Source organism: Hymenobacter terrigena, from assembly GCF_054776515.1.
This window is the reverse complement of sequence record NZ_BAAHBU010000004.1, coordinates 150,305-176,262: the sequence shown is the minus strand read 5'-3', so window position 1 is coordinate 176,262 and position 25,958 is coordinate 150,305. Positions and strand designations below refer to the sequence as shown.

The following is a 25,958-nucleotide window of genomic DNA, read 5'->3' as shown; positions in this document are numbered from 1 at the left end:
GATTTTGGCTTACAGTAGCCATTAATATGTTGGTGCTTGCGTTGAAAGCCCGAACTGAGTTGCTCTTGGCTGCGCTTACAGTACAACATTAAGGGCCTTTCTTACCCTTTCCCCAGCGTTGGCAAATTGCGGTAAACTGGTGGTAAATTCTTGCCAGCAACCCAACCAGGATAAGTTGCTTTTATAAAGGAATATGCCTGCCATACGGCACGTGTGAAAGGCTTAGAATTTGGTGCTGGTTCTATGCGGTAGCCGTCAACGCCTTTAGGGATGATTACCCCATACCGCTCCTGAATCGCGGCCTTCCAATCGCTCGATGGAGTTTCATAATGGAGCTTGCCTAACCATACGAGCAACTTATAAACCCCTGCACATGCTGCGGGAGAATTGGCAACTCTTGTGAGTTTGCCCTTTACGTGCCCCCAGACTTTGTCAATTTTTTTGGCTAGGTCCTCTTGGCTTTGAATGTCCTCGCCATAACACAGGCTCTCCAGGGTGATAATGATGGATGCACTACTTGCTGGCGTTGACGGAGCAGATGGGGGCAAGTGCAGGCCAAACAACTCCTGTTCAGCCTTTATTATTCGGTCCAGTGAATCCATTTGGGCGTCCAGTAGCGCCTTTTTTTTCTCAAGTCGGTTAATGATGACAAGCTGTTTGTGCTCATTGGCACGAGTCAGAGGGTACTTATTGAAGCGATTGACTTCATCAGTGTAGGCCGCAAGCTCTGCTTTAATTTCGAGGAAAAAACGCTTAGCCATTCCGCCTTCATGCAGCCTGCTGTGCCAATCTTTTTCCACTAACCGTTCATACTCATCCCAGGGGAAATCAGGGCCATCAGTCCCGCTTTCTAATTGCTCTTTGAGTACAGCATACTTTTGCCGCATCTCCGGCGAATAATACTCTGGGGATTGGCCCAGTTCTCGCATGGTTTTATACCAAAGGCTCTTGACTGAAATGTCCATAGGTGTTGAGAGCGTTAACTGATTACTGTTCAGCCCAAACTCGCGCAAAGTCGGCCAACAGCCGTTCGGGTGTTACTTGAATGTAGCGGCGGAATGATTTGAAGTCGCGGTGGCCCGTGGCCTTCATTATTGTCTCCCACGATAGGCCCCCTTCGAGCGAAAGCGTCACAAATGTTCTGCGGCCTGTGTGCGAACTGATAATTTCGTGTTTGGGAAGCGTGGTGCTTGTGCGTTGGCTGCCCCGGTATTCTACCTGCTCAGTAGGGGCGTTCAGCTTGGCCATACGCGCCACGTCTTTGATATACTTATTAAGTTTTTGATTGGAAATGGCACGTATTTTCCCAGCCCACAAATCGGCTAACAGCGGCAGAGCTAAGTTGCCCCGTAGAGGCACAGTCAGCTTCTCAGTTGTTTTCTGTGCTGTGAGTTGCAACCACTCGCCTTTTTGGTGCTCGGGCTTGAGTGCTGCTACATCGGAAAAGCGGAGGCCAGTATAGCAACTAATTAAGAACAGTGCCCGGGCGTTTTCTAACCGTGCAGCATCCGGCAGCATAGTTAGATTCACGCCTGCAAGGTCACGAAGCTCTTCGCGGGTCAGTGCCACTACGTCGGGGTCGCGTCGCTTCCACCGCCAGCGTTTATAGTCCTGTAAGGGATTCCGACCTTGTTCAAAAGCATCGCTCAGAAAAGGCTTGAAATGGGCTAAATGCTTGGCGATACTATTGTCAACCAGATTGCCCACATCGAGCAGGTGGCTGGTGAAGTCGTGCCAGAACTGCACTGTGAAGTGTAAATACTCCAATGGCCTGCCAATAGCCTCTTCATAGCGTTGCAGATGATTATAGAGCGTGCCAATGGCCTTGATTGTGTTAGGACGTAGGGTGCGGGCTTTGCGCTCTTTATAAGCCAAAAAATCAGGTAATGGGCGTGGCCGCTCAGCCAATACTTCCTGTGTGGCTTCCGGCTCAACAACAGCACGTAGTTCGGCATCAGTGGGTAAATAGCCTTTGGCACGGCACTCTCCCCAAAAATCTAGGAGTCGTTTGCCCATCCGCTCGTTACTGAGGTTAATCAGTTCGTTAGCGCGTTTCACGTCATCATCCATCCCTCGCGCCTTGGTTATAGCGCGTTGAATATCTCCTGCCGACCAATACGCTGGCAGAATCTTATCGCCCGTATAGATTTTTATTCTGGGCCGTCCATCCTGTCGGTTGAAAAGGATACGGATTGCAGTCGGCTTTTCCGACTTAGGGTCTTTGAGTTCAAAAGAAACTGTAGCCATAACTAGAGCTTGTATGCTCCAGTAAAGTTAAGGTTAATCGGGGAATGGGGGGCAACATAGGGGACAAACATTCCTTATAAGACCGTAAAAAGTAAAGTAAAGAATGAGAGACGACTTGTTGATTATGCTGTTTTGGGACAATAGGGCGTGTTTTGTATATGAAAGCCTTCGTTGCTTTACTGAATGGTGTACTCCCGTCTCCGGTACAAAGTTCAAATCATAAAAAAGCCGGCTCACTTCGCAAAGTGAACCGGCTTTTTTATGATTTAACTGAACTGCTCCTGCGCTATACAGGTGCCTTTAAACATGGCGATGGTGCTACGCTCGACATTCATGGCGTTCAGGCCCAGTTGGGACGTGGACTCCTGATTTATGCTCGGACCAGCACCGCAGTCGCTAATAACCAAATCGGTGAGCATACAATGCTCTAAACACGGGGTGCCTGTGGGCCAAATCCTGCCCGGAAAAGCACATACAGGCCCGCTACCGGCAGTGGGCTTATCACGAAGTCCAGAATCTGGCGGCTGAGCCGGTATGCCCACACCGCATCGCCGGTTAGCTTGCCTACCAGTACAATGCCCACGTACACGGCCAGCGTGCCGGCATAAAGCTTCACTGCCATACGCCACTGGGCTGGCACCAGCACCAGCCGCAGCAGCAGCAGGCAGATGCCGAGGTAAAGCGCCGCGTAGGTGGCCACGGCGGGCAGCAGGCGCTTGGTGATGCCGCCATTGATGCCCTGCTGCATGGCCGTGGCCATGCGGTCCAGGCCACTGGCCGCCAGCAGCCGCTGCCATGTTACCGTTAAAAAGGTGAGGGCTTGGTCATCGTAAACCCCGATGAGCAGCAGCGCCAGCAGGAGCAGCGCCACGAGTGCCCAGCGCCCGGCTTGTTGGGAGCGGGCTATGAGCTGAACAGAAGGAGCATCAGGCACTGGCAAATGTAGTTGGCGGTGCGGGGCGTGGGCCGTCGTCGCGGACCGCCAGACGCTTGGCCCACAGCATCCACAGTCCGAAAATGCAGCCGTACACCACAAAGGTGAAGGTGTAATGGTGGTTGAAATCGACGGATTGGTGCGCGTAATGGTGGTTGATGGCCAGCGCCGCTACGCGCACCACGTTTAGTATCCAGATAAGCACGATGCCTGCCGGAATAAACCACAGTTTGCGCTGCCAGGGACCGGGGAATGCCAGCACAAACCCTCCGAAAAGCGCGTAAAGCACCAGCCCATTGCAGGGAATACCCACAATGACGGAGGGGTGGCCGCTCATCAGCAGCAGGTAGGGATTGTTCGGCGCCACGGTCGCATCGAAACCGACGGTTTGCAACACACGGACGCTGGCCCGGGCAATGTTGGCACACAGGGCCGTATCCAGGCGCCCATCCAGCGCCAGCCATTGCTCATAACCAAAAAACCAGAGCAAATACATGCACCCGGTTATCAGCAAAAAGCGCAGTAGCAACCGGCTGCCAGAATCACGAATGGCGGAATAAGCAGGCATAGAACCGGATATAAGCCGGAGTGAATTGACTATACGGCATTACCCCGAACAGTTCGGGAACTCTTCGGGGTAATGCCGGAAAGGTTAGGCTTTTTTGCGCCGCTCCCGCAGGTGCTTGATGCCGTAGGCCACGCCGCCGGCCAGCAGCAGCGACACGCCGCCGTCGATGGGAGTATCCGTAGGGTTCGGGTCTGGGTCGGCACCGGGGCCGCCGTTATTCGGCTGTGCTAGGGCAATAGCACTGGAGGTAATTACCAGGGCTAGCACTGGCAATAAACGCTTGAGGAGAAGTAACTTCATAAGTGTGATGCCAAACAGTGGGTAAGTTTGATAAATGCACGTGAAAGTAGGAGAGTGTAAAAGTAGAAGAATCTTTTAATTATACCTCTGAATGATGTTAAATTATACATTGGCTCTGCTGTGAAGTGCCTATAAAGTGAATTTAATATCTTATTGTCAATGAATTAATTTGTGAAAAAGCCTTGCTTAGATGGGCTAAGGTGATAGACTGGGAAGCCTGGCGGGGCTGAAAGAATAGAGTGCTTTGCTATCCGAAGGCGCCGGCCTTGTGCCTACCTTGCGGACACTGTTTTGCCCGTTATCTTACGTATGAATCCTGTTTCTGATATTTCCGTGCCGGCGTCCCCCATCGATTATCATCCGCTCATCCGCCAAGTATTTGCGGAGATGGGCAAGGTGGTGGTGGGGCAGCAGCCCTTGCTCAGCCGTTTGCTGATTGGGCTGTTCACCGGCGGGCACATCCTGCTGGAAGGGGTGCCGGGGCTGGCCAAGACCCTCACCATTTCGACGCTGGCCAAGGTGTTGCACCTGCATTTTCAGCGGGTGCAGTTCACGCCTGATTTGCTGCCTTCGGACCTGGTCGGAACCATGATTTACAACCAGAACCAGTCGGTCTTTGAGGTGAAGAAGGGACCGATTTTCGCCAACCTCGTACTGGCCGACGAAATCAACCGTTCGCCGGCCAAGGTGCAGAGCGCCCTGCTCGAAGCCATGCAGGAAAAGCAGGTCACCATCGGCGATACCACGTACCCGCTCGACCTGCCGTTTCTGGTGCTGGCTACCCAAAACCCCGTGGAGCAGGAAGGCACCTACCCGCTGCCCGAGGCCCAGGTGGACCGTTTCATGCTGAAGGTGCACGTCGACTACCTTAAGAAGGCCGATGAGCTGGAGGTGATGCGCCGCATGGCCAACCTCAGCTTTGTAGAGGACGTGCAGCCCATTCTGACCAAGGACGATATTTTCGGCATCCGCCAGCAAATCAACCAGGTGCAGATTTCGGACACACTGGAAAATTACCTGATTGAGCTGGTGTTTGCCACCCGGCGGCCCGCCGACTACGACCTGCCTGAATTTGCCCAGGCCGTGCAGTTTGGGGCCAGTCCCCGGGCAAGCATTGCCCTGCACCGCGCCTCCAAAGCCGTGGCTTACCTCGAAGGCCGCGACTATGTGCTGCCCGAAGACATTAAGGAGGTGGCTGCCGATGTGCTCAACCACCGCATTCTGCTCACTTATGAGGCCGAAGCCGATGGCATTCGGACCCAGGATTTAATTGAGGCCATTCTGCGCAAGGTGCCCATTAGCTAAACAAATGCAGCGGCACAAAAAAAGGGCTGACCACGCGGTCAGCCCTTTTTTATGGGTGTGGAGTGGCAGGAATTATTCCACTACCACGCGCTTCACTACCAGGTCAGCACCCGATTTCAGCGTCAGCGTGTATACGCCGGGAGCAAGGCTGCTCACGTTAAAATCGGTGGTGCCGGCGGCGGGCAGGTTCAGCTGACGCGACTGCACCACCTGGCCCAAGGAGTTGCTCAACGTGGCCGAGGCGGCGCGCAGGCCGGTGGGCACCGTGAGCTGGAAGCTCTGGTGTGTAGGGTTGGGGTACAGGCTCACGGTAGCGGCCAGGGCAGCGTTGCTGGTGGCGGTTACCACGCTCAGACGCAGGTTGTCGATGCCCAGGTCGTCATCGCCAAAGTCGGAAGTGGCTTGAAAACGAATAACGGTAGTAGCAGATGTGCTGGGAATGGTTACCGATTTAGTGGAAAATGCCACGCTGGTGGTAGCCGTCAGCAAGGGGGAAGTAGCAAACGTAGCGCCACCGTCGGTGCTCAACAATACATCAAGTTTGTCGGTACCAGTCGGATTGATGTAGTCGAAGTTCAAGACCTTGCTGTTGCTGCCGCTCATGTTTACGTACAAGTCTAGTTTGCTAGGCTGCACCCCGTTGGTTGCGGTTGGTGCCGGGGTACCGTAGGTGTGGAAGCGGGCCGAATGTGCACCGGTGCTAAAAGCCGGCGTGTAATCGCCTCCGCCGGGCAGGTAACGCCAGTTGGCAGAAGCACCATCGTCATCTCGGCGCCAGGAATTGTCACCGGTGGCGGGAGAATTACGCCAGTTCGCCGTGGGCAGGTCGCGCGTGCTCAAACCATTTACCCAAGGGCCTTCGAAGCTTTCGGTGTAAGGGAGGGTAGCGTAAGTTGCTGCTGGAGGCGTGCCAGTAGTGGCAACGCTGCCTCGCAGCACTCCGCCGCTGCTGCCGCTGGAGCACACGCTTTGCAGCGTAACATAATAGGTAGTGCCCGGCAGCAGGCCGGTGATGGTGATGGGGGAGGCGGTGGCCGTGGGAGTTAAGGTTTGAGCAGTGCCCCCGGTCGAGTAGGTAACGTTATAGCTTACGTTGCTGGCGCCGGGAGTAAAGGTGAGAGTAATAGAGTTGTTGGTTGCAGAGATGGTGGCGGCCGTGGGGTCGGCGCAGAGCGGGGCAGCTACAAAGCGGTAAGTACGGCCCAAATCGGGCAAGGTCGCATTGCGGAAATTATGGGTCGTGGTGGTGTAGGGGCCGTTGATGAACACGGTAGTGCTCCAGGCAGCGGCGCCGGTGGTTTTGTTGCCCAACACTGCGCTTGCGGCATCAGCACCTTTAATCCCAACTGTGGGAAAGCGGCTCGTTGCTGCGTTGGTACTCGCCGTAGCCGGGCCGTACACGAATTCAATGTTGTTCGTGGTTTCGTACAGTTTGGCTTGAAAAGAGAAGTTGGTGTACTGGGTCGGAGCAGTGTCGGTGCCCGTTCCGGTTTTGTCGCTCACGTTAGCCCATTGAATGGTGCAAACGCGGTTGGGGCTCGTACCCGTGGTGCTTACCCGGTATTCAGCAGGGCTGGTGCCCGATACCAAATCCGTGTTGAAGGGCATAATCAGGTTTACGTTCGCCGCGTTGGTGCTGCTGACGGGGTCAACAGCTGTTTGCGTCGGGGATTGGTCCTGAGAGAGAAAGATGTTTGCTACCGAAGGTGCGGCGGCACCGAGGCGTATCAGGCCGTTGGTGTTGAGCACAAACTGCGTGAAAGCAGTGCCGTTGTAAGTGAACGTAAAGCCAATTGGCTGAGCAGCGGAGTTGGCGTCGTCGGTGTTGGCTGTCGTGATGACTGTGCCCGAGGTGCCTAAATCGGTGTAGGTACCGGCCGTATTTACGGCGTTGGTAGGAACGTAATTGAATTGGGCGTGAGCCGCGAACGGCAGCAACGCTAGCGGCAGCAGCCGCCCGGCGCGTTTAAGCCGGTTCTGTAAGTTTGTTAACATGAAAAGTGAGAAAAATGGGGAGTAAAAAATGATAAAAAGATGGTGGGTAAGCATGAAATCGGATAACTAATCCGATAAGGCATTAGCCTGATTCAGCCGACAAATTACGCAATAGCGCCGGATACTTAGCCGGATTATCGACTGGCGGGAATTTTACCGCGACATTTATGGCATTTCAATGGCGGCGGCTTGCAGCAGCACCGCCGCATTCGCAGCGGCCTCGCAGCCAGCCACGGGCACAAAGGTGAGAGGCGGCTCGCCGGGGCGTGGGGACAGGCCGTAGGTATAGGTTTTGTCGTAGTAATCGAGCACCAACTCCACCATCAGCGGGAAGTCGCCGGCGGCCACGGCGGCCAGCGCCTGCTTGGTGGCCAGGCCACCGAGGCGCTTTTGCAGGCGCTCGATTGCGGCTGCTAATTCGGCGGGGTCTTCGGCCCCGTATTCGGCGGCCAGCTTGGCCACGCGGGCGGCGCGGGGTACTTCCAGCACGAAGCGCGGGGCAGCGTGCAGCTGGGCAAACAGCGCAGCCGGAATGGTGAGCCGGCCAATCTGTCGGCTTTCGTCTTCCACCCAGATGGGCGCATCAGTGGGCAGGCGGGCCAGGGCGGCGGCCAGGTTGTTCTCAAACTGCTCCTGTGTGGGCTGGGCCGGCTGCCCAATGCTGCCAAAGGCGGAGCCCTTGTGGTGGGCCAGCCCTTCGAGGTCAAGGACGTGCTGGCCGGGCGTGGCGGCCAACTGGTGCAGCACGTCGGTTTTGCCGCTGCCGGTGAGGCCGCCCAGCACCCGCCACTGCCGGGGCTCTGCAAACGAGGCCAGCACGGCCCGGCGGTAGTCCTTATACCCGTGGTCGAGCAGGTGCACTTTGAAGCCGGCCAGCTCCAGCAGCCACAGCACCGCGCCGCTGCGCATGCCGCCGCGCCAGCAGTGCAGGCGCACTTCCTTGCTGGGCACCAGCTTCTGGGCCTGCTTTACCATGCCCGACATCTTCGGTCCGAAAAACTCCAGGCCCAGGTGCACGGCCCGCTCCTGGCTCACCTGCTTATAGGCGGTGCCGATGCGCGCCCGCTCCTCATCCGTAAACAGCGGCAGGTTGAGCGCGCCCGGCACGTGGCCCTGGGCAAATTCAATCGGGGCCCGCACGTCGAGAATCGGATAGGGGAGGGCATCGAATTCGGAGAGAGTGTGGCGGGGCATGGTGGATGTGTACGCGCTTAAAAAGAAAAGAACCGGCGGAACCTGGGAGGCACCGGTGGCAGGTGCTGCTTAGCCCCCTAAACAGGCCGGAAAATGCTGCCGGGGCTACTTCAGTTGCCGCAGGTAGAGTTGCACTGTATTTTCGAGGCCGAGGTACAGCGCATCACACACCAGGGCGTGGCCGATGCTCACTTCGGCCAATTCGGGCAGCTGCTGATGCAGCCAGGCCAGGTTGTCGAGGTCGAGGTCGTGGCCGGCGTTCACGCCCAGGCCCAACTGGCCGGCGCGGGCGGCCGTGGCGCGGTAAGGGGCTACGGCGGCTTCGCGGTCGGTGAGGTACTGCACGGCGTAGGCCTCGGTATAGAGCTCGATGCGGTCGGTACCGGTGCTGGTGGCGGCCTCCACCAGGTTTACGTCGGGGTCGAGGAAGATGCTGACACGGGCCCCAAATGATTTCAGTTCGGCCACCACTTCGCGCAGAAATTGCTGGTGCGTCACCACGTCCCAGCCCGCGTTGGAGGTGATGGCATCGGGCGCATCGGGCACCAGCGTCACCTGCTCGGGGCGCACCTCGCGGCACAGGGCCACGAAATCGGGGGTGGGGTTGCCCTCCACGTTCAGCTCGGTGGTCACGATGTGCTTGAGGTCGCGCACGTCCTGGTAGCGGATGTGGCGCTCGTCGGGGCGCGGGTGCACGGTGATGCCCTCGGCCCCGAAGCGCTCGATATCGCGGGCGGCCTGCAGAATATCGGGGCGGTTGTGACCCCGGGCGTTGCGCAGGGTGGCCAGTTTGTTGATGTTGACGCTGAGCTTGGTCATGGGGTTAGGGTAGGAGGATGTGGGGGTAGGAGGGAAAACGGCCGTAGCTTCGGGCCAAATTTACGTCTTCGCTTGCCCCTGCGCCCGTTTACCCTCCTACCCACACGCTCTCATACCCCCAAGCCCTAACTACTATGCTCAAAACCACCATCGACGCTGCCATCAAGCAAGCCATGCTCGCCAAAGACAAAGTGCGCCTCACCGCCCTGCGCAGCATCAAATCGCAAATCATGCTGGCCGAAACCGCCGAGGGCGCCAGCGAAGCCGGCCTCACGCCCGAAGCCGAGCTCAAGCTCCTCAACAAAGCCGCCAAGCAGCGCCGCGACGCCGCCGCCATCTATAAGGAGCAGTTCCGCTCCGACCTCGAAGAAACCGAGCTGGCCGAGCTCGCCATCATCGAGGAATTCCTGCCCGCCCAGCTCACCGAAGCCGATTTGGTGGAGAAGCTGGTCCACATCATCCAGCGCGTAGGTGCCACCGGCCCTTCCGACCTGGGCAAAGTAATGGGCGTCGCTGCCCGCGAGCTTTCCGGCCAAGCCGACGGCAAGCGCATCTCCGACGTGCTGGGACATTTGCTGAATAACACGAACCTGTAAGGGTAAGAGGGTAGGAGGGGGGCGGGCTGAGCCAATGCGCCCGTTCCCTTCAACCATCTCACCCCCGTACCCTTCTGCCTTCTTACCCCAAAATGACTGCCCTCGACATTCTATTGCTCCTCCCGCTCGGCATCGGGGCCGTGAAGGGCTACCGGCGCGGGCTGGTGCTGGAGGTGGTGTCGCTGCTGGCTTTCGTGCTGGGCGTGGTGGGCGGGCTGAGCCTGCTCTCGGCGGCTGTGCCGCTGGTGCGGCAGTACGTAGGCGACGCCTTCGGAATGTTGCCGCTGCTCTCGTTCGCCTTGGTGTTCGTGGCCATTATGTGGGGCGTGCATCTGCTGGGCGGCCTGCTCAAAACCGCCGTCCACCTCACCCCGCTGGGCGTGCTCGATAACCTGATGGGCGGCGCGGCCGGCGTGCTCAAGTGGATACTCGGCCTGAGCTTGCTGCTCCACGGCACCGGTTTGGCCGGCCTGCATCTGCTCTCGCCAAATCTGGTGGCGGGCTCGCAGGTGCTGCCCATTGTGCGGCAGGCCACTCCGCTAGCCCTGCAAATCACGGGCTACGTGCTGCCCGTGGCGCAGGACCTGTTGGGACGAATGCGAACAGCCTTTGTTAAAAGCTGACCATGCGCCTGCTGCTGCTCGATAACTTCGATTCCTTCACCTTCACTCTGGCTGACTACCTGCGCCAGCTGGGGGCCGAAGTCGTGGTACGCCGCAACGACGTGCCGCTACCCGATTTAAACGTGCCCGAGTTCGACGGCCTCGTGCTCTCACCCGGTCCCGGCACGCCGGCCGAAGCCGGCGTGATGCCCGCTGTCATCAAGGCATTTCATCAGCAACTGCCCATGCTGGGCGTGTGCCTGGGCCACCAGGCGCTGGGCGAGTTTTTCGGGGGCAAAGTGGTGCGGGCGGCCCGTCCCATGCACGGCAAAGTCACCAACATGCGCTGTGATGCCTCCGACCCGCTCTTCGCCGGCCTACCTGCCGTGCAGCCCATCACGCGCTACCACTCGCTTATTCTCGGCGAGCCCTTGCCGGCCGTGCTCCAAGCCCTGGCCCACACCACCGGCTCCTCCCCCGAACTTATGGCCTTGCGCCACCGCACGTTGCCGCTCTACGGCGTCCAGTTTCATCCCGAAGCCCTGCTCACCCCGCACGGGCTGGCAATTTTGGGCAATTGGCTCCGCTGTTGTATCATTGCCAAAACCGCCGGTAATTGAGGAAAAACGAGATGGAATTGCGCCGCCAGCATCAGCACGGGTATGAATTTGTGGATGAAGGCCAGGGGCCGGTATTGCTGCTGCTGCACGGCCTGTTCGGCGCCCTGAGCAACTGGCAGGACGTGGTGCAGGAATTCGCGCCCGACTACCGGGTCATCATCCCGCTGCTGCCCGTCTACGACATGCCCCTCACGCAGGCCGGCGTGCCGGGCCTGGTCGCCTACGTCGAAGGCTTCGTGAAGGCGCTTGCGTTACCGGCCACGTTCACCGTGCTTGGCAATTCCCTCGGCGGCCACATCGCCTTGGTCTACACCTTAAAAAATCCGTCCCGCGTCAGCCGCCTGGTGCTCACCGGCAGCAGCGGCCTGTTCGAGGACAGCATGGGCGGCTCCTTCCCCAAGCGCGGCAACTACGCCTACGTGCAGGAGCGGGTGGGCTATACTTTCTACGACCCCAAAGTAGCCACCCAGGAGCTGGTCGATGAGGTGTTTAACGTCACCAATTCCAACGCCAAATGCCTGCGCATTATATCCATCGCGCGCTCGGCCCAGCGCCACAACCTGAGCAAGGAGCTGGCTAAAATTACCGTCCCCACGCTGCTGGTCTGGGGATTGAATGACACCATTACGCCGCCGCCCGTGGCCCACGAGTTCGAGCGCCTGCTGCCTCATGCTGAGCTGCGCTTCCTCGACCACTGTGGCCACGCTCCCATGATGGAGCGCCCCGCCGGCTTCAACGCCTACCTGCGCCGGTTTTTGCGTATTACCGAAACCACCCCCGCTCTGGCTGCCTAAAAAGCAGTTATCCTTTCTGCCGGCCCGATTGTTGTTAATCATTCCATCACCCGCGCGGTGATATTTTATGCCTTTCTCTTATTCCTTTTTACTCAAATCGGCATCTATTACTCATCCCTCATAAACTTCTACAGATATGCCCGCCCTGCTTGCCGAAGACCTCCTCAACGAAATGATTCCGCCCCTGAAGGGCACCGATTCGGCGGGCAAGGCAGCGCGCTGGCTCGATGAGTTTCACGTGGCCCAACTGCCCGTGCTCGACAACCGGCACTACCGCGGCCTCGTCACCGAAGCCGACCTCGCCGATTTCGACGACCCCGAAACGCCCCTCTCCGAAATGCCCCTGGGCTACGCCGATGCCTTCGTGCGGCCCGACCAGCATTTCTACCGCGTGATGGAATTGGCCATTGAAAATAAAATCCAGCTTGTGCCCGTCGTCGATGAGCGCCACGAATACGCCGGCGTCGTCACCATCGCCGATGCGCTGGCGGCCTTTGGGCAGCAGCCGGCCGGCGGCCAGGGCGGCATCATCGTCCTCACCATGGAAGAGCGCGACTACTCGCTCACCCAAATCAGCCGCTACGTCGAGGAAAACAACGCCAAAATAATGAGTGCCCTGGTTGCCCAGGATGAAGTCGACCCCCACCGCATCCGCTTAACCCTGAAATTGAATACCGATAATCTGGCCCGTATCACGGCCACGCTGGAGCGGTTTGGCTACGTCGTTACGGCCCAGTTCAGCGGTACCGCCGTTGCCAACGACGACGAGCAGGAGCGCTACGATGCCCTCCTGCGCTACCTGAGCGTGTAGAGTCGGGTGCTGTTCGGAATCCTTCTCTCGTTGCGGCTGCTGCTGGCCAGTCTAGGGCCGGCTCAGGCCGATACGCTGCCCCATGCCTTGCGCCCCGTGGTAGCGCCCACCGATACGCTCGTGCGGATAGTGCCCTGCCCCGGTATTGAGCGGGCACCCGTCGGCACCATTCTTTTCGCGGGCAACGCCGTCACGAAAGACCGTATTCTACGGGCGGAGCTCGACTTTCACGAAGGCGATACCCTCGCCTTGGCCGACCTGCCGGCTCGTCTCGAATCCAACCGCCGCCGGCTGTTCAACCTTCAGCTCTTTCATGCCGTGGTAGTGCAAGCCAGCTGTACCGGCGGCCGGCTACTTATCGTGTTTGGGGTGCAGGAGCGATGGTACACCTTCCCGGTGCCCATTCTCTCGCTGGCCGACCGCAACCTGCGCTCCTGGCTCGACCGCTCCGACCGCTGGCGGCGCGTCGACTACGGCGTACACGTTGTGCGCAGCAATTTTCGTGGCCGCAACGAGCAGCTCATCGCCAATCTCCAGCTGGGTTTCAACCGCAAGTATGAGTTGTTCTACGAAGCGCCCGGCCTGGGCCACTACCGGCGGCTGGGCCTCGGCGTGGGCGCGTCCTACTACCAAAGCCATTCCCTCGACTATCGGACCCTGGCCGACCGCCTCACCCCGTTCCGGGCCGATGATGGCTTTCCTATCCAGCGCTTCTACGTCACGGGCGGGTTGCGCTTCCGGCACACCGTCCAGTTTCTCACGGCCATCAATGTTTCCTACCATCGCGAGCAAATCAGCGACTCCGTCAATTATCACAACCCCACCTATTACCTCGGCCGCACCCAGCGCGAATACCTCGACCTGAACCTCACCAGCACCCGCAATCAGCGCAACACCTTCGCTTACCCACTCACCGGAAAGTATGCCCAGGCCGCGCTCACGCACCGCGTTTTCCTCGACGGCACCACGCCCAGCATCACCACCCTGCACCTCAATTATACCCGCTACCTGGCCCTGGGCCGCCAGTTCTACTACAGCGTCGGCCTCACCGGGCAGGCCCGCCTCACGCGCCAGCTTGCCTACGCCGACAGCCACGCCCTCGGCTACGATGACTTGGTACGCGGCTACGACCAGTACGTTATCGACGGTCGGCACTATGCACTTGTGCAGCAGGGCGTCTCGTACCCGCTGTTGCGGCCCCAGCCCATCCGGCTGCAATCCATCGACAATCCAAAGGTCAACACCATCCCGCTCGCCCTCTACCTCAATATCTTTGCCGATGCCGGTTACGTCGTTGCCCCTCATCCCTTGCCCCAAAACCGCCTGCCCAATCAGCTGTTGAGTGCCGTCGGCGTCGGCCTGCACCTCGTCACCTATTATGACCGGGTGTTCACTGCCGAGTACACGCTCAACGGACTAGGACAAACCGGCTACTTTTTTCGGGCCGAATTCCCGATTTAGGCGCTTCGTTCTCGTCACTCTGATTATTTATTTGTTACGTAAACCCGCTCGCCTGATTACGTAATCCGCTTTCTCCTCCGCATGAAAATCGCCATTTTCGGTAAGCCTTTCGACGACGAAGCCGCCCCGGCCATTCAGGCCCTGCTCGACGATTTGGCCGCCCGCCGGGCCGAAGTCCGCATTGGTGAAGCCTTCCGCACCTTCCTCGATAACCGCCTGCGCCTTCCCGAAGGCACCACCGAGTTCCACCGCGGCGACTCGCTGCGCGGCGTCCAGTTCGTGCTCAGCATCGGCGGCGACGGCACCCTGCTCGACACCGTCACCTATGTTGGCAGCCTCCAGATTCCAATTCTCGGCATCCACACCGGCCGCTTGGGCTTTTTGGCCACCATCACCCCCGACCGCATTTCCCAAGCCATCGATGCCCTTTTCAAAGGCCATTTCACCATTGAAGAACGCAGCCTGATTCGCGTCGACACCGACCCCGACGTCTTCGGCAGCCTCAATTTCGGTCTCAACGAGTTCAGCGTCCTCAAGCGCGACACCTCGTCCATGATTGTCGTGCATACCTACATCGACGGCGAATACCTCAACTCCTACTGGGCCGATGGACTCGTGGTAGCTACGCCCACCGGCTCCACCGGCTACTCACTCAGCTGTGGCGGCCCGGTAATGCTACCCCAGACAAACAATTTTATCATTGCTCCCGTATGCCCCCACAATCTGAATGTTCGCCCCTTGGTGGTGTCGGACCAGAGCGTGATTTCCTTCGAAATTGAAGGCCGCAGCTCCAGCTACATGCTGGCACTCGATTCCCGCTCCCTACCCGTCGAAGCGTCCGTTCAGATTGCCGTTCGCCGAGAAGCTTTTAATGCTCGTTTAGTGAAACTCAATCACGTTAACTTCCTCAGTACCTTGCGCAGCAAGCTGAATTGGGGCCTCGACCGTCGCAATCCCGCCGGCATTCAGGTCTGAAAACAGAGTTTTTTTTTGAAAAAATTGTCGAAACTTTTTTTAGTTCCCGATTAGCCCTACTTTTGTCACCGTCTGAAACTGTGCGCTCTCCGCACTGCCCTCAACCACTGCACCAAGTCTCCTCATTTTTAGTTGCCTTATGAAAAATATTTTCACCTATTCCACGGCCTTTGTGCTCGGATTGGCCTTGGTGGCTACGCCGGATGCAGATGCCCAGCAGTTCAGCAAGCGCAAGCAGTATAACTCCATCGGTTTCAGCCTGAACGCGATGAACTACTTCGGCGATATTACGCCGAGCACGAATTTCTCAAGCCTGCGCTTGGGCGCTACCCGTGTTGGAGCTGGTGTTTCCATCACCCGTCGCTTCTATCCACGTTTGTCGGGCCGTTTCGGTTTGACGTACGGCCGTATTTCGGGCGATGACGCCTTGGCAGCTGACCAGAACGGTGCGGATTCGCGGTTCCGTTACAACCGCAACATGAACTTCCGGAACGATATTTTTGAAGCTTCTGCTGTTGCTATTGTTGACCTCATCGAAAACCGCAATAACTACCTCAAGCGCCCGGACTTCGTGCCTTACGTTTTCGCTGGCGTAGCTGGTTTCTACAACAATCCCCAAGGCCTTTACACCGACGGGAGCTATGTATCTTTGGCCGACCTCAAAACGGAAGGCCAAGCCACTGCGTATAGCAAAACCCAGATTTCAATTCCCTTTGGTGGCGGTATCCGCTATCGTATCAACCGCAACTTTGATGCAAGCCTCGAAATCGGATGGCGCAAAACGTTCACCGACTATATCGATGACGTAGGCGGTAAGTACGCTGCCCTGTCGCAACTTTCTGGTCCCGCTGCTACGTATTTTGGCAACACTATTACTAAGAGCCAGACGGGAGAATTTAATAACTTCACGGGTCAGAATACTCCAGGTGGAAGCCAGCGTGGCGACTCAGGCAATAAAACTGACTGGTACATCGTAACAGGTGTAACATTGAACTACATCTTGACGCCCCGTATCAAGAACCCCAAATTCCGCTAGCCAGCGACTGCTGGCTTAGGTTTCTTCTTCCGAGTCAGCAATTATTAAATGACGAATTCAGGTTTCAAAAACGTACTCCTCGCTTGCTTTGTGCAGGCGGGGAGTACGTTTTTTTGTGTTTCGGCTAATGCTCAAAACACCAGCGAAATAGGCATCGGTATTGGCGCTACCAATTATCGGGGCGAAATATCTCCCGATTTTCAGCTGCAAAATAGCCGACCGGCCTTTACTGCTTTCTACCGCAAGGATGTATCGGTGCCCATCACCTTACGAGGAGGTTTCACGGCTGGCTTCCTGCGAGGTGCCGATGATAACGTGACGGGCGTGAATGGGGGAGTGCCTCCGCTCCAGAATTACCGACAAGCCAATACCAAAGGCAGCGTGCTCGAAGCATCGGCGGTAGTGGAGTATAACTTCATGGATTATCATTACCGAACCGATAAGGTGCATTTCACCCCGTATCTGTTCGCCGGCTTGGCCGGATTTTATGCCAATACCACTACGGTATCCAATAACCCGCTTCTACAGGCAAGCTTTAATCAGAAAGGCAGCATGTTAGGGCTGGCTATTCCGGCCGGAGTGGGCATAAAGTATGCGCTTTCGGAACACCTCAATCTGGGCCTAGAAGTAGGGGCGCGCAAAACATTTACCGACCAACTCGACCATTTGAGTATGCAAGACCCGCTGTTGGTAAATGTTCATGACCAGGACTGGTATTATTATAGCGGGGTCAGCTTATCCTATACGTTCTATAAAATACGCTGTCCCGACCAGTATAAGAAAAATAAGAGGCTGCTAAAGTAGGTGTTAGCCTCATTCTGATAAATGGTTTCAGTATAAACAGGAGCGGTATATAGTGGAAAGCCAGTATTGGTGTTCAACTGCTAAATGCAACCATTTCCGTAACTTGCGGGCTCTTTTAGCGAAACCGCAAAGATGACCGGCAAGGCCGAAATAGATACTCAAAATATTCCCGCCCACGTAGCCGTCATCATGGATGGCAATGGGCGGTGGGCCAAGCAGCGCGGAGGCTTGCGCGTGTTTGGTCACCAAAGCGCCATCACGGCTGTGCGCGAAACCGTGGAGGAAGCGGCCGAATTGGGCGTGCGCTTTCTGACGCTGTATGCATTTTCGACGGAGAACTGGAATCGCCCGGCGCTGGAGGTGATGGCATTGATGCAATTGCTGGTGCACACCATTCGGCAGGAAACGGCTACGCTGCTGAAAAATAGCATTCGCCTGGAAGCCATTGGCGACTTGGCTACGTTGCCTAAAAATTGCCAGCGTGAGTTGGCCGAGGCAATGGAGCTAACCAAAGACGGTACCCGCATGACGCTGGTACTCGCCCTAAGCTACAGCGGCCGCTGGGACCTTACCCAGGCAGCTAAACGGATGGCTGCTGATGTAGCCACCGGCCACCTCCAGCCCAGCCAAGTGACCGAGGCTACGGTGGCGAACTATTTGGTAACGGCTAAAATGCCGGACCCGGAACTTCTTATCCGAACCAGTGGCGAACAGCGAATCAGTAATTTTTTGCTATGGCAGCTGGCCTATACTGAGTTGTACATCACCGATTTGCTGTGGCCGGATTTTCGGAAGGAGCATTTCCAGGAGGCCATTCGGGCGTATCAGCGCCGTGAGCGGCGGTTTGGTAAAACCAGTGAGCAAATCACTGTATCTTAAACCTTTGTAATGTTTATTGTGCGTAATTTTTTTATCAAGTGTGCGCTTGTGGTGGCTGTGTTGGCAGGCTTGGTAGCTCAGCCGATTCACGCGCAGGCGCAACAGCCGGGAACTGCCGGAGCCGATGAACCCAAAAAGTATGAGTTGGGTGGCATCACTATCAGCGGTGCCCGTTACCTCGACCCCAATACCCTGATTGGCCTGACTGGCTTGCGCGTGGGCGACCCCATCAGCATTCCGGGCGAAGAAATTGGTAAATCCATTCGCAAGCTGTGGGCCCAAGGCATCCTCGGCGACGTGAGCGTGACGGTAGCCCGCATCGAGGGCAATAAGATTTTCCTTGACTATAATCTGAAGGAGCGGCCCCGCCTGTCGAAATTCACTTTCACGGGCATTAAAAAGGGCCAAACCGAGGACCTGACCAAGAAGATTACGCTAATTCGGGGCAAGGTGGTAACGGATGCCCTGATGAACAACGCACGGACGCAAGTGCGTAAGTTCTTCGTTAACAAAGGCTATCTAGATACCAAGGTGAACATTGTGCAGGTGGCCGATTCGAGCTTGTCGAATAGCGTGGCCCTGCGCATTGACGTGGATAAAGGGTCGAAAGTGCGCATCCACGAAATTGCCTTTGAAGGCAACAAAGCCTTTACCGACCGTAAGCTGAAAGGCAAGCTGAAGAAAACTAAGGAGCGTAAGCCTTATAAATTCCTGACTCCCGGTAAGTTCCAACGTAGCGAATACGAAGAGGACAAAAAGAAGCTACTGGAGTTTTACAACGCTGAGGGCTACCGCGACGCGACCATTGTGAGCGATACGCTGACGCGCGACGAAAAAGGCCTAGCCCTGCGCATTAAGGTAGACGAAGGCCCAAAATATTACTTCCGCCACATTACGTGGAACGGCAACTACCTCTACGACGACAAGACGCTGGCCAACGTACTGGGCATTAAGCCGGGTAGCACTTACAGCAAAGAGATATTGGATAAGCGGCTGAACTACAACCCGACCGGGCAGGACATCTCTTCGCTGTATCTCAACGACGGTTACCTGTTCTTCACCATCGACCCGGTGGAAACCAAGGTTGAAGGCGACTCAATTGATATCGAAATGCGCCTGAACGAAGGCGTGCAGGCGCACATCAAAGACATTAACATCTCGGGCAATACCAAAACCAGCGACCATGTGTTGCGCCGTACGTTGCGCACGCTGCCCGGCGATAAATTCAACCGGGAACTGCTCATTCGCTCCCAGCGGGAAATTGCAACCTTGGGCTATTTTGACCCTGAAAAAATTGGCATCAATCCCATTCCCAATCAGGCCGATGGCACAGTTGACATCAACTACACGGTGGTAGAGAAGCCTTCGGACCAAGTGACCCTTTCGGGCGGCTGGGGTGGTTATGCCGGCTTTATTGGCACGGTGGGCTTGGTGTTCAACAACTTTTCGCTGCGCAAAGCCGGTACGTTGCGCAACTGGACGCCAGTGCCTGCCGGCGACGGGCAGCGCCTGTCGCTCAACGTGCAGGCCAACGGTCTGCAGTACCAGGCGTATTCGCTGTCGTTTACCGAGCCCTGGCTGGGTGGCCGGCGGCCAAACTCGTTCTCGTTCAGCCTGAACCACAGTGTGCAGCGCACCGGCGCGGCCTTAGATGCCGCCTCGGACCAGTTCATTAAGGTGAACAGTGCCACAGTAGGCCTGGGCCGCCAGCTGCGGGTGCCGGATGACTACTTTACGCTCAGCAACTCGCTGTCGTATAGCCAATACCAGACGCAGAACTATGCGGTTATTGCCGGCGCAGCTACGGGCACGTTCAACAACATTACGTTGAATACCACGCTAGCTCGCAACAGTATCGACAACCCGACTTACACACGTCGGGGTTCGTCGCTGAGTCTAAGCGTGAACCTCACGCCGCCTTATTCGTTGCTTAACCCAGACCACCCCAGCAACAACCAGTGGATTGAATTCCACAAATGGATGTTCGATGCTTCGTGGTTTACCCCAATTGTGGGCAAGCTGGTGCTGAACACCCGGGCACACTTCGGCTACTTGGGTACCTATAACTCGAACCGCCAGATTGGACCTTTTGAGCGGTTTAAGATGGGCGGTGCGGGCTTGGGCTACAACGGCGGCGGCAACTACCTGGTGGGTACCGACTACGTGGGCCTGCGCGGCTACGACGACCCCAATGCAGCCTTCGCCATTCCTACGGCGCAGGCCAACCAGGCCGGCGGCATCGCCTTCAACAAATACGTGCTGGAAATGCGCTACCCCGTCAGCCTCAACCCGGCCGCTACGGTGTACGTGCTGGGCTTTGCTGAAGCCGGTAATGCGTTCGACTCTTACCAGAACTACAACCCCTACAAGCTATATCGTTCGGCTGGGGTAGGTGCTCGTATCTTCATGTCGGCCTTTGGTTTGCTGGGCTTTGACTTCGGCCACGGTTTCGACTCCGTCATTCCGCCGGTGGGCACGCCCGCCGGCACCAAGCAGGACCCCAACCACTTCCACTTCATCATTGGCCAGCAAATTCGCTAGCAAGGCACTAGCGAGCGGAGTTTCACGTTTCCTCCCGTATGAAGAACTTTGGCGGCCTGCTACTGGCCTTGTTGTTGCTGACTGTTGTTGCCCCGAAAGCCCACGCCCAGAAGTTTGGCTGGGTCGATTCAGAGTTTATTATGGCTAAAATGCCGGAGTATGCCAAAGCTCAGCAGGAGTTAAACCTGCTGTCGGATACCTGGCAGAAAGAGATTGAAGCCCAGCAGAAGGACCTCGACAAGCTTCATCGGAACTATCAGAACGAAGAAGTAGTACTGACGGAGGCCATGAAGAAGAAGCGGCAGGACGAAATTTTGCTGAAGGAGCAAGAACTGAAAGCCTACCGCAACAAACAGTTTGGCTACGAAGGGCAGCTGTTTAAGAAGCGCCAGGAATTGAACAAGCCGGTGCAGGATAAGGTGTTTGAGGCCGTGGAAAAGGTGGCCAAGAAGAAGGCGCTGGCCGTGGTCTTTGATAAATCCGGTGACCTGACCATGCTTTACACTAATCCGGCGCACGATTACACCGAATTTGTGCTCGAAGAGCTGGGTCTGGGTGCTGAAGACCGCAACCAGCCCGGCCCCAAAGGCGCAGTGAAGACGGTGGCCCCGCCCAAGACTCCGGTAGACCCTAACTTTGAATCGGACTCGGGCACGCCCGAAGCTGCGCCTGGTACCAAGCCGGTAACCAAGCCTACGCGTCCGACTAATAAGAAGTAATTACCTTTGCCCCAATATTTTTCTGACCCTTTTCCTTTTTGATGAATCTCGTGAAAATCTTTCGTCTGACGCTCGCCGCCGCTCTGCTGACCGCCGGAACCCTGGCTGCCACTTCTGCGCAGGCCCAGGCCCCCCTGAAAATTGGTTACACCGATGTTCAGTACGTGTTATCCCAGATGACCGAAAGCAAGCAGATTGAGTCGGAGCTCAAAACCTACAACGACCAGCTTGCCGCCCAGCTGAAAAGCAAAAGCTCCGAGTTCGAAACCAAAGTGAAGGACTACCAGCAGAAATCGGGCACCATGACCGAAGTGGTGAAAGCGGATACTGAAAAGGAGTTGCAGCGCTTGCAGCAGTCCATTCAGGAGTTCCAGCGCACCGCCGAGCAGTCGCTGCAGCAGAAGCAGCAGACGTTGCTGAAGCCTGCGTTGGACAAACTGCAGAAAAACATTGACCTCGTAGCCGACGAGAACGGTTTCACTTACGTGTTCAATTCGGATGGTGGCGGTAGCCCGCTGCTGCTGCACGCTCCCAAGGATGGTGACATCTCGGACCTCGTGCTGAAGAAAATGGGCATCACCCCCGGCGCTGCGGCTCCCATCAAATCGGGTCCGGCCTCGCCGGCTACCACCGCTCCGGTGGCACCTGGTGTGAACAAGAGCAAGACCAAAACCAAGAAGTAAGCGGCAACCGCCGCCTGCCTAAAAAAGCCGGAGCACTCGCTCCGGCTTTTTTCATATACCACTACTTTGGGAAATGATAGACGACGAATTTGAAGGGGATGAGCTGCTCGACAGTGAGGCCGACGAGGGCGGGGGCGATGAGCTTTACGAGCACCATCGCATTGTAGTAGACCGTGGCCAGGAGATGCTGCGGATAGATAAGTTTCTGCACAACCGGCTGCGCAACACTTCGCGCAACAAGGTGCAGGAAGCCATTCGGGCGCTGGCTGTGGAGGTAAACGGAGTGCCCGTAAAGCCCAACTACCGGGTGAAGCCGCAGGATGTTATTACCGTCACATTGCCTGAGCCGCCGCGGGAAGGCAAAGTGATACCGGAAGAAATGCCGCTCGATATTCGCTATGAGGATGCGGAACTGCTCATCGTGAATAAGCCGGCCGGCTTGGTCGTGCATCCGGCATACGGCCACTGGCAGGGCACGCTGGTAAACGGGCTGGCGCATCACCTCGCCAACCTGCCTACGGGGCGTAATGGAGAAATCCGACCCGGACTTGTACACCGCATCGACAAGGACACTTCGGGCTTGTTGGTTATCGGCAAAACCGAATTTGCCATGACACACCTGTCCTTGCAGTTTTTCCACCATACCATCCAGCGCAGCTATTTGGCATTGGTGTGGGGTACCCCGCCCGGCCCCACCGGCACCATAACGGGCCATATAGGCCGCAGCGTGCGCGACCGCAAGGTGCAGGCCGTCTATCCCGGTGGCGAGCAAGGAAAGCCCGCTGTGACGCATTATGAGGTGCTGGAGAGCTTCGGCCCCGTAACCCTGGTGCGTTGCGTACTCGAAACCGGCCGCACCCACCAGATTCGCGCCCATATGCAGTACCTCGGCCACCCCTTGTTCTCCGATGCAACCTACGGGGGCGACCGGATTCGCGTGGGCCAGAATAATGGAACCTACCGCGCATTTGTAGAAAATGCTTTTCAGTTGATGCCGCGCCAGGCGCTACACGCCCGCTCCCTTGGCTTCGTGCATCCCACTTCCGGCGAACACTTGCTCTTTGAAGCAGAACTGCCGGAGGACTTCGCTGCTGTGTTGGAAAAATGGCGAGCCTGGGCTAACTAAAGACCATAATTCACTGCAAAAAAAGGCCCCTTCGCAACTGCGAAGGGGCCTTTTTACAATAATTGCCAGAGCAATTACTTCTTCTTAACCGTGGTGGTCTTCGTTGCGGTCTTGGTGGTGGTTTTGGTAGGAGCACTGAGAATCTTGATGTTGTTCTTAGCACCTACGTTCTCCGGGTCCATAGCCAACACTTGCTCAAAATAGCCTTTGGCGGCGGCTTTGTCGCCTTTCTGGAAGCTGTACACGCCCAGGTAGCCATTGGCTTCCACCACGCCTTCTTTGAACTTCGTGGGGTCAGCGCCCTCAGCTTTCGAAAGCTCGATGTATTTTTCGTAGTACGGCTTGGCCAAGCCTTGTTTGGCTTCGGGGTCGAGGTACGAATTTACCTTAGCCCGGGCCAGGTAGCCAGGTCCATACGTGGGCTTAGCCGTCAGGATGATGTTATAAACGCTGTCAGCACGGGTGTACTGCTTGTCGCCAGTGAGGGCGGTAGCCAAACGGAACTGGTCAGTCAAGTCGCCTTTGCAATTGGTCAGCTTGTAGCTGTATACGCGGGCTGCGCCTTTGTAATCCTTCTGGTTGGCATAGATGGCCGCCAAATCATTCTGGAAGTCACAAGCCTTGCTGGGGTCTTTCTTGATGATTTCGCTGATGCCGGCAATGGCCTCTGTGCCCTTACCGGTTTTGCTCATGATTTTGTACTTGTAAGCCAAGTCCTCCGGGATAACCTTATCGGCCGGAGCAACCTTCATGTATGTATCCATGGCCGTTGAAGCACCAGCAAAGTCACCGGTTTCATACAACAGGTATGGCTTCAGGCGGTTCATGGTGAGGTTGTTCGGGTCAACCTGTAACACCTTGTTTACCTCCGTCAGCGCCTCTGGGTACTTCTTGGTCAGGTACAGAAACGACGCGTACTGCGCATCGGTAGCCGGCGATTTCTCGGCGAGGCTAGTGTATTTCTGGAAGCTGCTCAGTGCCAGGTCATATTGACCCGCGTAGTAGTACATATCCGCCAACTCACGGTAAGCCGGAGCATAGCTGGGGTCGAGCTCTACAGCCTTGTTCAGGCTCTCACGGGCCGCGTTGAAGTTGCGCGAACGCACACTCAAAGCGCCTTTCTTGTAGTAAGCCTGGGCGTAGCTGGGGTTGGCCGCAATGGCCCGGTCAAAGCTGGTCATGGCCTCGCCGCCGCCTTGGTCGGAGTGCAAGAACACATCGCCACGGGCTACCATCAGGGCCGGGTCATCTTTCTTGAATGCGGCCTGAGCAGCATCCAGATACGTCTGAGCCTTGCCGGTATTCTTACCATCAGACTCACCGTAGGCCTGGGCTATCATTGTCAACACCTTGGTGTCCTTGTTCTTGGTCGCCTTGGCGGCGGCATCAAACTGAGCCTCTGCCGGAGCAACCTGGCCTTTCGCCAGTAATGCACGGCCAGCAGCTACCTGACCAAAAGGAGTGGAGCCAGCAGCTTTGTTGAAGAAGTACGCAGCCGAATCCGGCATGTCACGCATCTGATACAGGCGGCCCAGCTCGAAAGCAGTTTCGGGCGTGGAGCCGGGGCGCAGGATGGCACGGGCTTCGTTATACCGACCCAACTCAATGTCGCGTTGGGCGGTTTGCACGTTTTGGGCGGTGGCCGCCGTAGTACCTGCCACCATCGCAACGGCAGCGAGCAGCGGCTGTTTCCAGGGCTTGAAACTCATAGGAGAAGAAAAAGGATGAAAAAGCAATGAGAAAATGTTACGCGAAAAACGCGTTTACAGTTTAGGCGTGGTAATAATTCGGGCCTGCATCTGAGCCGGTAATAATCCCGACTTCTGGAATATCAGCTGCCCATTCTTGCCTGCCACGAAAGATGCAAACCCTGTGCCTAATCCTGCCCGCGCTTCCCGGCTGATGACGTAAAGGTTGCGCCGGAGCGGGTAATTCTGCAAATCCGGGTCTTGGGCCAGTTGTTCCGGTGTCTTTTCCGCCAGATACACCTGGTAGGGCTGGATGTAATCGTTCGGTTTGGGATTGGGACGGGCCGTGATGCTGGCCACCCGTACCTTGTTGGCAAACTTCATAGCGGCGGGGTCGTCCCGGTCCGAAATCCAGTTCACGCCCACCACCCCGATGGCGCTGGGGTGGGTTGCAACATAATCCAGTAGGGCGGGGTTCGAGGTGGCGGCAAAAACCCGGTTGGTGAGGGCGGCACCATGCGTCACCGAGTCGCGCACGAAACGCGTCGTGCTGCTCCGGTTCGCATCGAATACCACATTGATAGCCGCTAGCCCCTTCTTGCCGCTGATTTGGCTCCAGTTGCTGGTTTTGCCCGTGAAAATATCTGCCAGCTGTGCCACCGTCAGCAGCGAATCGGGATTGCTGCGATTGAGAACGATAGCCAGGCCATCGATGCCAATGCGCGTAGTGCGCGGCACAATGGTTTGCTTGGCAAAGTCGGCTTTCTCTTCCGCATTCAACTCCCGCGATACCACGGCCAGCTTCACCTTATCGTTGATGAGGTCCAGCATCACCTTTTCCTCCGGCTGAAAGCTCATCTTGACGTGAGCATTCGGATAAAGCTTGGCAAACGTGTCTATCTGCGCTTGCAGAATGGGCGCAAATGTTTCATCGACACTCACTGCGACATTCCCGCTGGTGGGCGTATCCTGGGCTCCTGGCGAGCCTGGGCCATTGCAGGAGGCAATGGTAATAGCTCCGGCCAGCACCATAACGCCAGCAGTTAAAAAGTGAGCGCGCTTAGTCATTATCGTCAGAATCTGAAGTTGGTTGTTTGCGAAAATGTGCTTGATAACCCCGACTAAAACGGAGCAGTCCATACAGGATGAAAACGGTACCTAAAACCCGACGGGCTATTGGGCCTAGCTGAATGATTGTACCGGCAGAAGGGCTATTAGCCGACCACCATAGCCATATTCCGAGCCCCATGTAAACCAAGGC

At 56.8% G+C, this 25,958-nt stretch carries 26 protein-coding genes; 16 read left to right on the top strand and 10 right to left on the bottom strand.

The features are described from left to right. Positions 1-101: 101 nt before the first annotated feature. The gene (locus ACYU7Q_RS17320) at positions 102-965 is read right to left on the bottom strand and encodes a hypothetical protein (RefSeq protein WP_198076012.1); all 864 of its coding nucleotides are present in this window, start codon (positions 963-965) and stop codon (positions 102-104) included. A gap of 22 nt (positions 966-987) precedes the next feature. Further along, complete coding sequence (locus tag ACYU7Q_RS17315) at positions 988-2,247, bottom strand: site-specific integrase (RefSeq protein ID WP_460610696.1); 1,260 nt, start codon at positions 2,245-2,247, stop codon at positions 988-990. 158 nt (positions 2,248-2,405) lie between these two features. Between ACYU7Q_RS17315 and ACYU7Q_RS17310 the strand changes: the two genes are divergently transcribed. Further along, the gene (locus ACYU7Q_RS17310; protein ID WP_460610695.1) at positions 2,406-2,678 is read left to right on the top strand and encodes a hypothetical protein; all 273 of its coding nucleotides are present in this window, start codon (positions 2,406-2,408) and stop codon (positions 2,676-2,678) included. On the opposite strand, the gene ACYU7Q_RS17305 is transcribed toward ACYU7Q_RS17310, so the two are convergent. The 3 genes from ACYU7Q_RS17305 to ACYU7Q_RS17295 all read right to left on the bottom strand — a co-directional run bounded on the left by ACYU7Q_RS17305 (position 2,675) and on the right by ACYU7Q_RS17295 (position 4,049). Next, positions 2,675-3,181, bottom strand: coding sequence for an XrtX-associated membrane protein (locus tag ACYU7Q_RS17305; protein ID WP_460610694.1), 507 nt, complete (start codon positions 3,179-3,181; stop codon positions 2,675-2,677). The genes ACYU7Q_RS17310 and ACYU7Q_RS17305 overlap by 4 nt on opposite strands. Continuing rightward, positions 3,174-3,749, bottom strand: coding sequence for an exosortase X (gene xrtX, locus ACYU7Q_RS17300; protein ID WP_460610693.1), 576 nt, complete (start codon positions 3,747-3,749; stop codon positions 3,174-3,176). Before xrtX ends, ACYU7Q_RS17305 begins: the two co-directional genes overlap by 8 nt. A gap of 84 nt (positions 3,750-3,833) precedes the next feature. After that, positions 3,834-4,049: a PID-CTERM protein-sorting domain-containing protein gene (locus ACYU7Q_RS17295; protein WP_460610692.1), complete on the bottom strand. Its 216-nt coding sequence runs from the start codon at positions 4,047-4,049 to the stop codon at positions 3,834-3,836. Between the two features lie 309 nt (positions 4,050-4,358). Here ACYU7Q_RS17295 and ACYU7Q_RS17290 point away from each other — a divergent pair, with 309 nt between their 5' ends. Beyond that, positions 4,359-5,354 carry an AAA family ATPase gene (locus tag ACYU7Q_RS17290; protein ID WP_460610691.1) on the top strand — a complete coding sequence of 332 codons (996 nt, stop codon included), beginning with the start codon at positions 4,359-4,361 and terminating at the stop codon, positions 5,352-5,354. Between the two features lie 72 nt (positions 5,355-5,426). Here the strand turns inward: ACYU7Q_RS17290 and ACYU7Q_RS17285 are convergent, their stop codons facing one another. The 3 genes from ACYU7Q_RS17285 to ACYU7Q_RS17275 all read right to left on the bottom strand — a co-directional run bounded on the left by ACYU7Q_RS17285 (position 5,427) and on the right by ACYU7Q_RS17275 (position 9,362). Continuing rightward, entirely contained in the window at positions 5,427-7,349 is a 1,923-nt protein-coding gene (locus ACYU7Q_RS17285; RefSeq protein ID WP_460610690.1) for a T9SS type A sorting domain-containing protein, read from the bottom strand. 165 nt (positions 7,350-7,514) lie between these two features. Next, positions 7,515-8,543 carry a tRNA 2-selenouridine(34) synthase MnmH gene (mnmH, locus tag ACYU7Q_RS17280; protein ID WP_460610689.1) on the bottom strand — a complete coding sequence of 343 codons (1,029 nt, stop codon included), beginning with the start codon at positions 8,541-8,543 and terminating at the stop codon, positions 7,515-7,517. A gap of 105 nt (positions 8,544-8,648) precedes the next feature. Then, entirely contained in the window at positions 8,649-9,362 is a 714-nt protein-coding gene (locus tag ACYU7Q_RS17275) for a pyridoxine 5'-phosphate synthase (RefSeq protein WP_460610688.1), read from the bottom strand. A gap of 134 nt (positions 9,363-9,496) precedes the next feature. Between ACYU7Q_RS17275 and ACYU7Q_RS17270 the strand changes: the two genes are divergently transcribed. The 14 genes from ACYU7Q_RS17270 to ACYU7Q_RS17205 all read left to right on the top strand — a co-directional run bounded on the left by ACYU7Q_RS17270 (position 9,497) and on the right by ACYU7Q_RS17205 (position 23,009). Beyond that, positions 9,497-9,958, top strand: coding sequence for a GatB/YqeY domain-containing protein (locus ACYU7Q_RS17270; protein WP_460610687.1), 462 nt, complete (start codon positions 9,497-9,499; stop codon positions 9,956-9,958). Positions 9,959-10,050: 92 nt separating this feature from the next. Beyond that, positions 10,051-10,581, top strand: a complete 531-nt coding sequence (locus ACYU7Q_RS17265; RefSeq protein ID WP_460610686.1) for a CvpA family protein — start codon at positions 10,051-10,053, stop codon at positions 10,579-10,581. Between the two features lie 2 nt (positions 10,582-10,583). Next, positions 10,584-11,180, top strand: coding sequence for an anthranilate synthase component II (locus tag ACYU7Q_RS17260; protein WP_460610685.1), 597 nt, complete (start codon positions 10,584-10,586; stop codon positions 11,178-11,180). An 11-nt stretch (positions 11,181-11,191) separates the two neighbouring features. Continuing rightward, positions 11,192-11,974 (top strand): alpha/beta fold hydrolase, encoded by a 783-nt coding sequence (locus tag ACYU7Q_RS17255; protein WP_460611082.1) that lies wholly within the window; start codon positions 11,192-11,194, stop codon positions 11,972-11,974. Positions 11,975-12,110: 136 nt separating this feature from the next. Continuing rightward, positions 12,111-12,785 (top strand): CBS domain-containing protein, encoded by a 675-nt coding sequence (locus ACYU7Q_RS17250; RefSeq protein ID WP_460610684.1) that lies wholly within the window; start codon positions 12,111-12,113, stop codon positions 12,783-12,785. A gap of 6 nt (positions 12,786-12,791) precedes the next feature. Then, on the top strand, positions 12,792-14,246 hold the full coding sequence (locus ACYU7Q_RS17245) for a BamA/TamA family outer membrane protein (protein ID WP_460610683.1): 1,455 nt from the start codon (positions 12,792-12,794) through the stop codon (positions 14,244-14,246). 81 nt (positions 14,247-14,327) lie between these two features. After that, positions 14,328-15,221, top strand: a complete 894-nt coding sequence (locus ACYU7Q_RS17240) for an NAD kinase (protein ID WP_342297074.1) — start codon at positions 14,328-14,330, stop codon at positions 15,219-15,221. A 139-nt stretch (positions 15,222-15,360) separates the two neighbouring features. Then, the gene (locus tag ACYU7Q_RS17235; RefSeq protein ID WP_460610682.1) at positions 15,361-16,257 is read left to right on the top strand and encodes a DUF6089 family protein; all 897 of its coding nucleotides are present in this window, start codon (positions 15,361-15,363) and stop codon (positions 16,255-16,257) included. A gap of 48 nt (positions 16,258-16,305) precedes the next feature. Beyond that, positions 16,306-17,061 carry a type IX secretion system protein PorG gene (gene porG / locus ACYU7Q_RS17230; protein WP_460610681.1) on the top strand — a complete coding sequence of 252 codons (756 nt, stop codon included), beginning with the start codon at positions 16,306-16,308 and terminating at the stop codon, positions 17,059-17,061. A gap of 132 nt (positions 17,062-17,193) precedes the next feature. Continuing rightward, complete coding sequence (locus tag ACYU7Q_RS17225) at positions 17,194-17,940, top strand: undecaprenyl diphosphate synthase family protein (protein ID WP_460610680.1); 747 nt, start codon at positions 17,194-17,196, stop codon at positions 17,938-17,940. Between the two features lie 18 nt (positions 17,941-17,958). Then, positions 17,959-20,481, top strand: a complete 2,523-nt coding sequence (gene bamA, locus ACYU7Q_RS17220; RefSeq protein ID WP_460610679.1) for an outer membrane protein assembly factor BamA — start codon at positions 17,959-17,961, stop codon at positions 20,479-20,481. A gap of 38 nt (positions 20,482-20,519) precedes the next feature. Next, entirely contained in the window at positions 20,520-21,200 is a 681-nt protein-coding gene (locus ACYU7Q_RS17215) for an OmpH/Skp family outer membrane protein (protein ID WP_460610678.1), read from the top strand. Positions 21,201-21,241: 41 nt separating this feature from the next. Next, positions 21,242-21,883: an OmpH/Skp family outer membrane protein gene (locus tag ACYU7Q_RS17210; protein ID WP_460610677.1), complete on the top strand. Its 642-nt coding sequence runs from the start codon at positions 21,242-21,244 to the stop codon at positions 21,881-21,883. A gap of 73 nt (positions 21,884-21,956) precedes the next feature. Further along, complete coding sequence (locus ACYU7Q_RS17205) at positions 21,957-23,009, top strand: RluA family pseudouridine synthase (protein ID WP_460610676.1); 1,053 nt, start codon at positions 21,957-21,959, stop codon at positions 23,007-23,009. Positions 23,010-23,083: 74 nt separating this feature from the next. Here the strand turns inward: ACYU7Q_RS17205 and ACYU7Q_RS17200 are convergent, their stop codons facing one another. Both ACYU7Q_RS17200 and ACYU7Q_RS17195 read right to left on the bottom strand, forming a co-directional pair. Further along, a complete protein-coding gene (locus ACYU7Q_RS17200; RefSeq protein ID WP_460610675.1) occupies positions 23,084-24,718 on the bottom strand; it encodes a tetratricopeptide repeat protein in 1,635 nt (544 codons plus the stop codon). A gap of 54 nt (positions 24,719-24,772) precedes the next feature. Beyond that, positions 24,773-25,765, bottom strand: a complete 993-nt coding sequence (locus ACYU7Q_RS17195; protein WP_460610674.1) for a PstS family phosphate ABC transporter substrate-binding protein — start codon at positions 25,763-25,765, stop codon at positions 24,773-24,775. Between the last annotated feature and the right edge of the window lie 193 nt (positions 25,766-25,958).

What these genes read in the sequence shown, in the direction of transcription:
- ACYU7Q_RS17260 (WP_460610685.1), top strand. Translation starts at nt 10,584, where the DNA reads ATGCGCCTGCTGCTGCTCGATAACTTCGATTCCTTCACCTTCACTCTG.
- xrtX (WP_460610693.1), bottom strand. Translation starts at nt 3,749, where the DNA reads ATGCCTGCTTATTCCGCCATTCGTGATTCTGGCAGCCGGTTGCTACTG.
- ACYU7Q_RS17250 (WP_460610684.1), top strand. Translation starts at nt 12,111, where the DNA reads ATGCCCGCCCTGCTTGCCGAAGACCTCCTCAACGAAATGATTCCGCCC.
- ACYU7Q_RS17310 (WP_460610695.1), top strand. Translation starts at nt 2,406, where the DNA reads ATGAAAGCCTTCGTTGCTTTACTGAATGGTGTACTCCCGTCTCCGGTA.
- ACYU7Q_RS17290 (WP_460610691.1), top strand. Translation starts at nt 4,359, where the DNA reads ATGAATCCTGTTTCTGATATTTCCGTGCCGGCGTCCCCCATCGATTAT.
- ACYU7Q_RS17265 (WP_460610686.1), top strand. Translation starts at nt 10,051, where the DNA reads ATGACTGCCCTCGACATTCTATTGCTCCTCCCGCTCGGCATCGGGGCC.
- ACYU7Q_RS17315 (WP_460610696.1), bottom strand. Translation starts at nt 2,247, where the DNA reads ATGGCTACAGTTTCTTTTGAACTCAAAGACCCTAAGTCGGAAAAGCCG.
- mnmH (WP_460610689.1), bottom strand. Translation starts at nt 8,543, where the DNA reads ATGCCCCGCCACACTCTCTCCGAATTCGATGCCCTCCCCTATCCGATT.
- ACYU7Q_RS17320 (WP_198076012.1), bottom strand. Translation starts at nt 965, where the DNA reads ATGGACATTTCAGTCAAGAGCCTTTGGTATAAAACCATGCGAGAACTG.
- ACYU7Q_RS17285 (WP_460610690.1), bottom strand. Translation starts at nt 7,349, where the DNA reads ATGTTAACAAACTTACAGAACCGGCTTAAACGCGCCGGGCGGCTGCTG.
- ACYU7Q_RS17240 (WP_342297074.1), top strand. Translation starts at nt 14,328, where the DNA reads ATGAAAATCGCCATTTTCGGTAAGCCTTTCGACGACGAAGCCGCCCCG.
- ACYU7Q_RS17215 (WP_460610678.1), top strand. Translation starts at nt 20,520, where the DNA reads ATGAAGAACTTTGGCGGCCTGCTACTGGCCTTGTTGTTGCTGACTGTT.
- ACYU7Q_RS17205 (WP_460610676.1), top strand. Translation starts at nt 21,957, where the DNA reads ATGATAGACGACGAATTTGAAGGGGATGAGCTGCTCGACAGTGAGGCC.
- ACYU7Q_RS17295 (WP_460610692.1), bottom strand. Translation starts at nt 4,049, where the DNA reads ATGAAGTTACTTCTCCTCAAGCGTTTATTGCCAGTGCTAGCCCTGGTA.
- ACYU7Q_RS17270 (WP_460610687.1), top strand. Translation starts at nt 9,497, where the DNA reads ATGCTCAAAACCACCATCGACGCTGCCATCAAGCAAGCCATGCTCGCC.
- ACYU7Q_RS17255 (WP_460611082.1), top strand. Translation starts at nt 11,192, where the DNA reads ATGGAATTGCGCCGCCAGCATCAGCACGGGTATGAATTTGTGGATGAA.
- porG (WP_460610681.1), top strand. Translation starts at nt 16,306, where the DNA reads ATGACGAATTCAGGTTTCAAAAACGTACTCCTCGCTTGCTTTGTGCAG.
- ACYU7Q_RS17235 (WP_460610682.1), top strand. Translation starts at nt 15,361, where the DNA reads ATGAAAAATATTTTCACCTATTCCACGGCCTTTGTGCTCGGATTGGCC.
- ACYU7Q_RS17210 (WP_460610677.1), top strand. Translation starts at nt 21,242, where the DNA reads ATGAATCTCGTGAAAATCTTTCGTCTGACGCTCGCCGCCGCTCTGCTG.
- ACYU7Q_RS17200 (WP_460610675.1), bottom strand. Translation starts at nt 24,718, where the DNA reads ATGAGTTTCAAGCCCTGGAAACAGCCGCTGCTCGCTGCCGTTGCGATG.
- ACYU7Q_RS17225 (WP_460610680.1), top strand. Translation starts at nt 17,194, where the DNA reads ATGACCGGCAAGGCCGAAATAGATACTCAAAATATTCCCGCCCACGTA.
- ACYU7Q_RS17195 (WP_460610674.1), bottom strand. Translation starts at nt 25,765, where the DNA reads ATGACTAAGCGCGCTCACTTTTTAACTGCTGGCGTTATGGTGCTGGCC.
- ACYU7Q_RS17275 (WP_460610688.1), bottom strand. Translation starts at nt 9,362, where the DNA reads ATGACCAAGCTCAGCGTCAACATCAACAAACTGGCCACCCTGCGCAAC.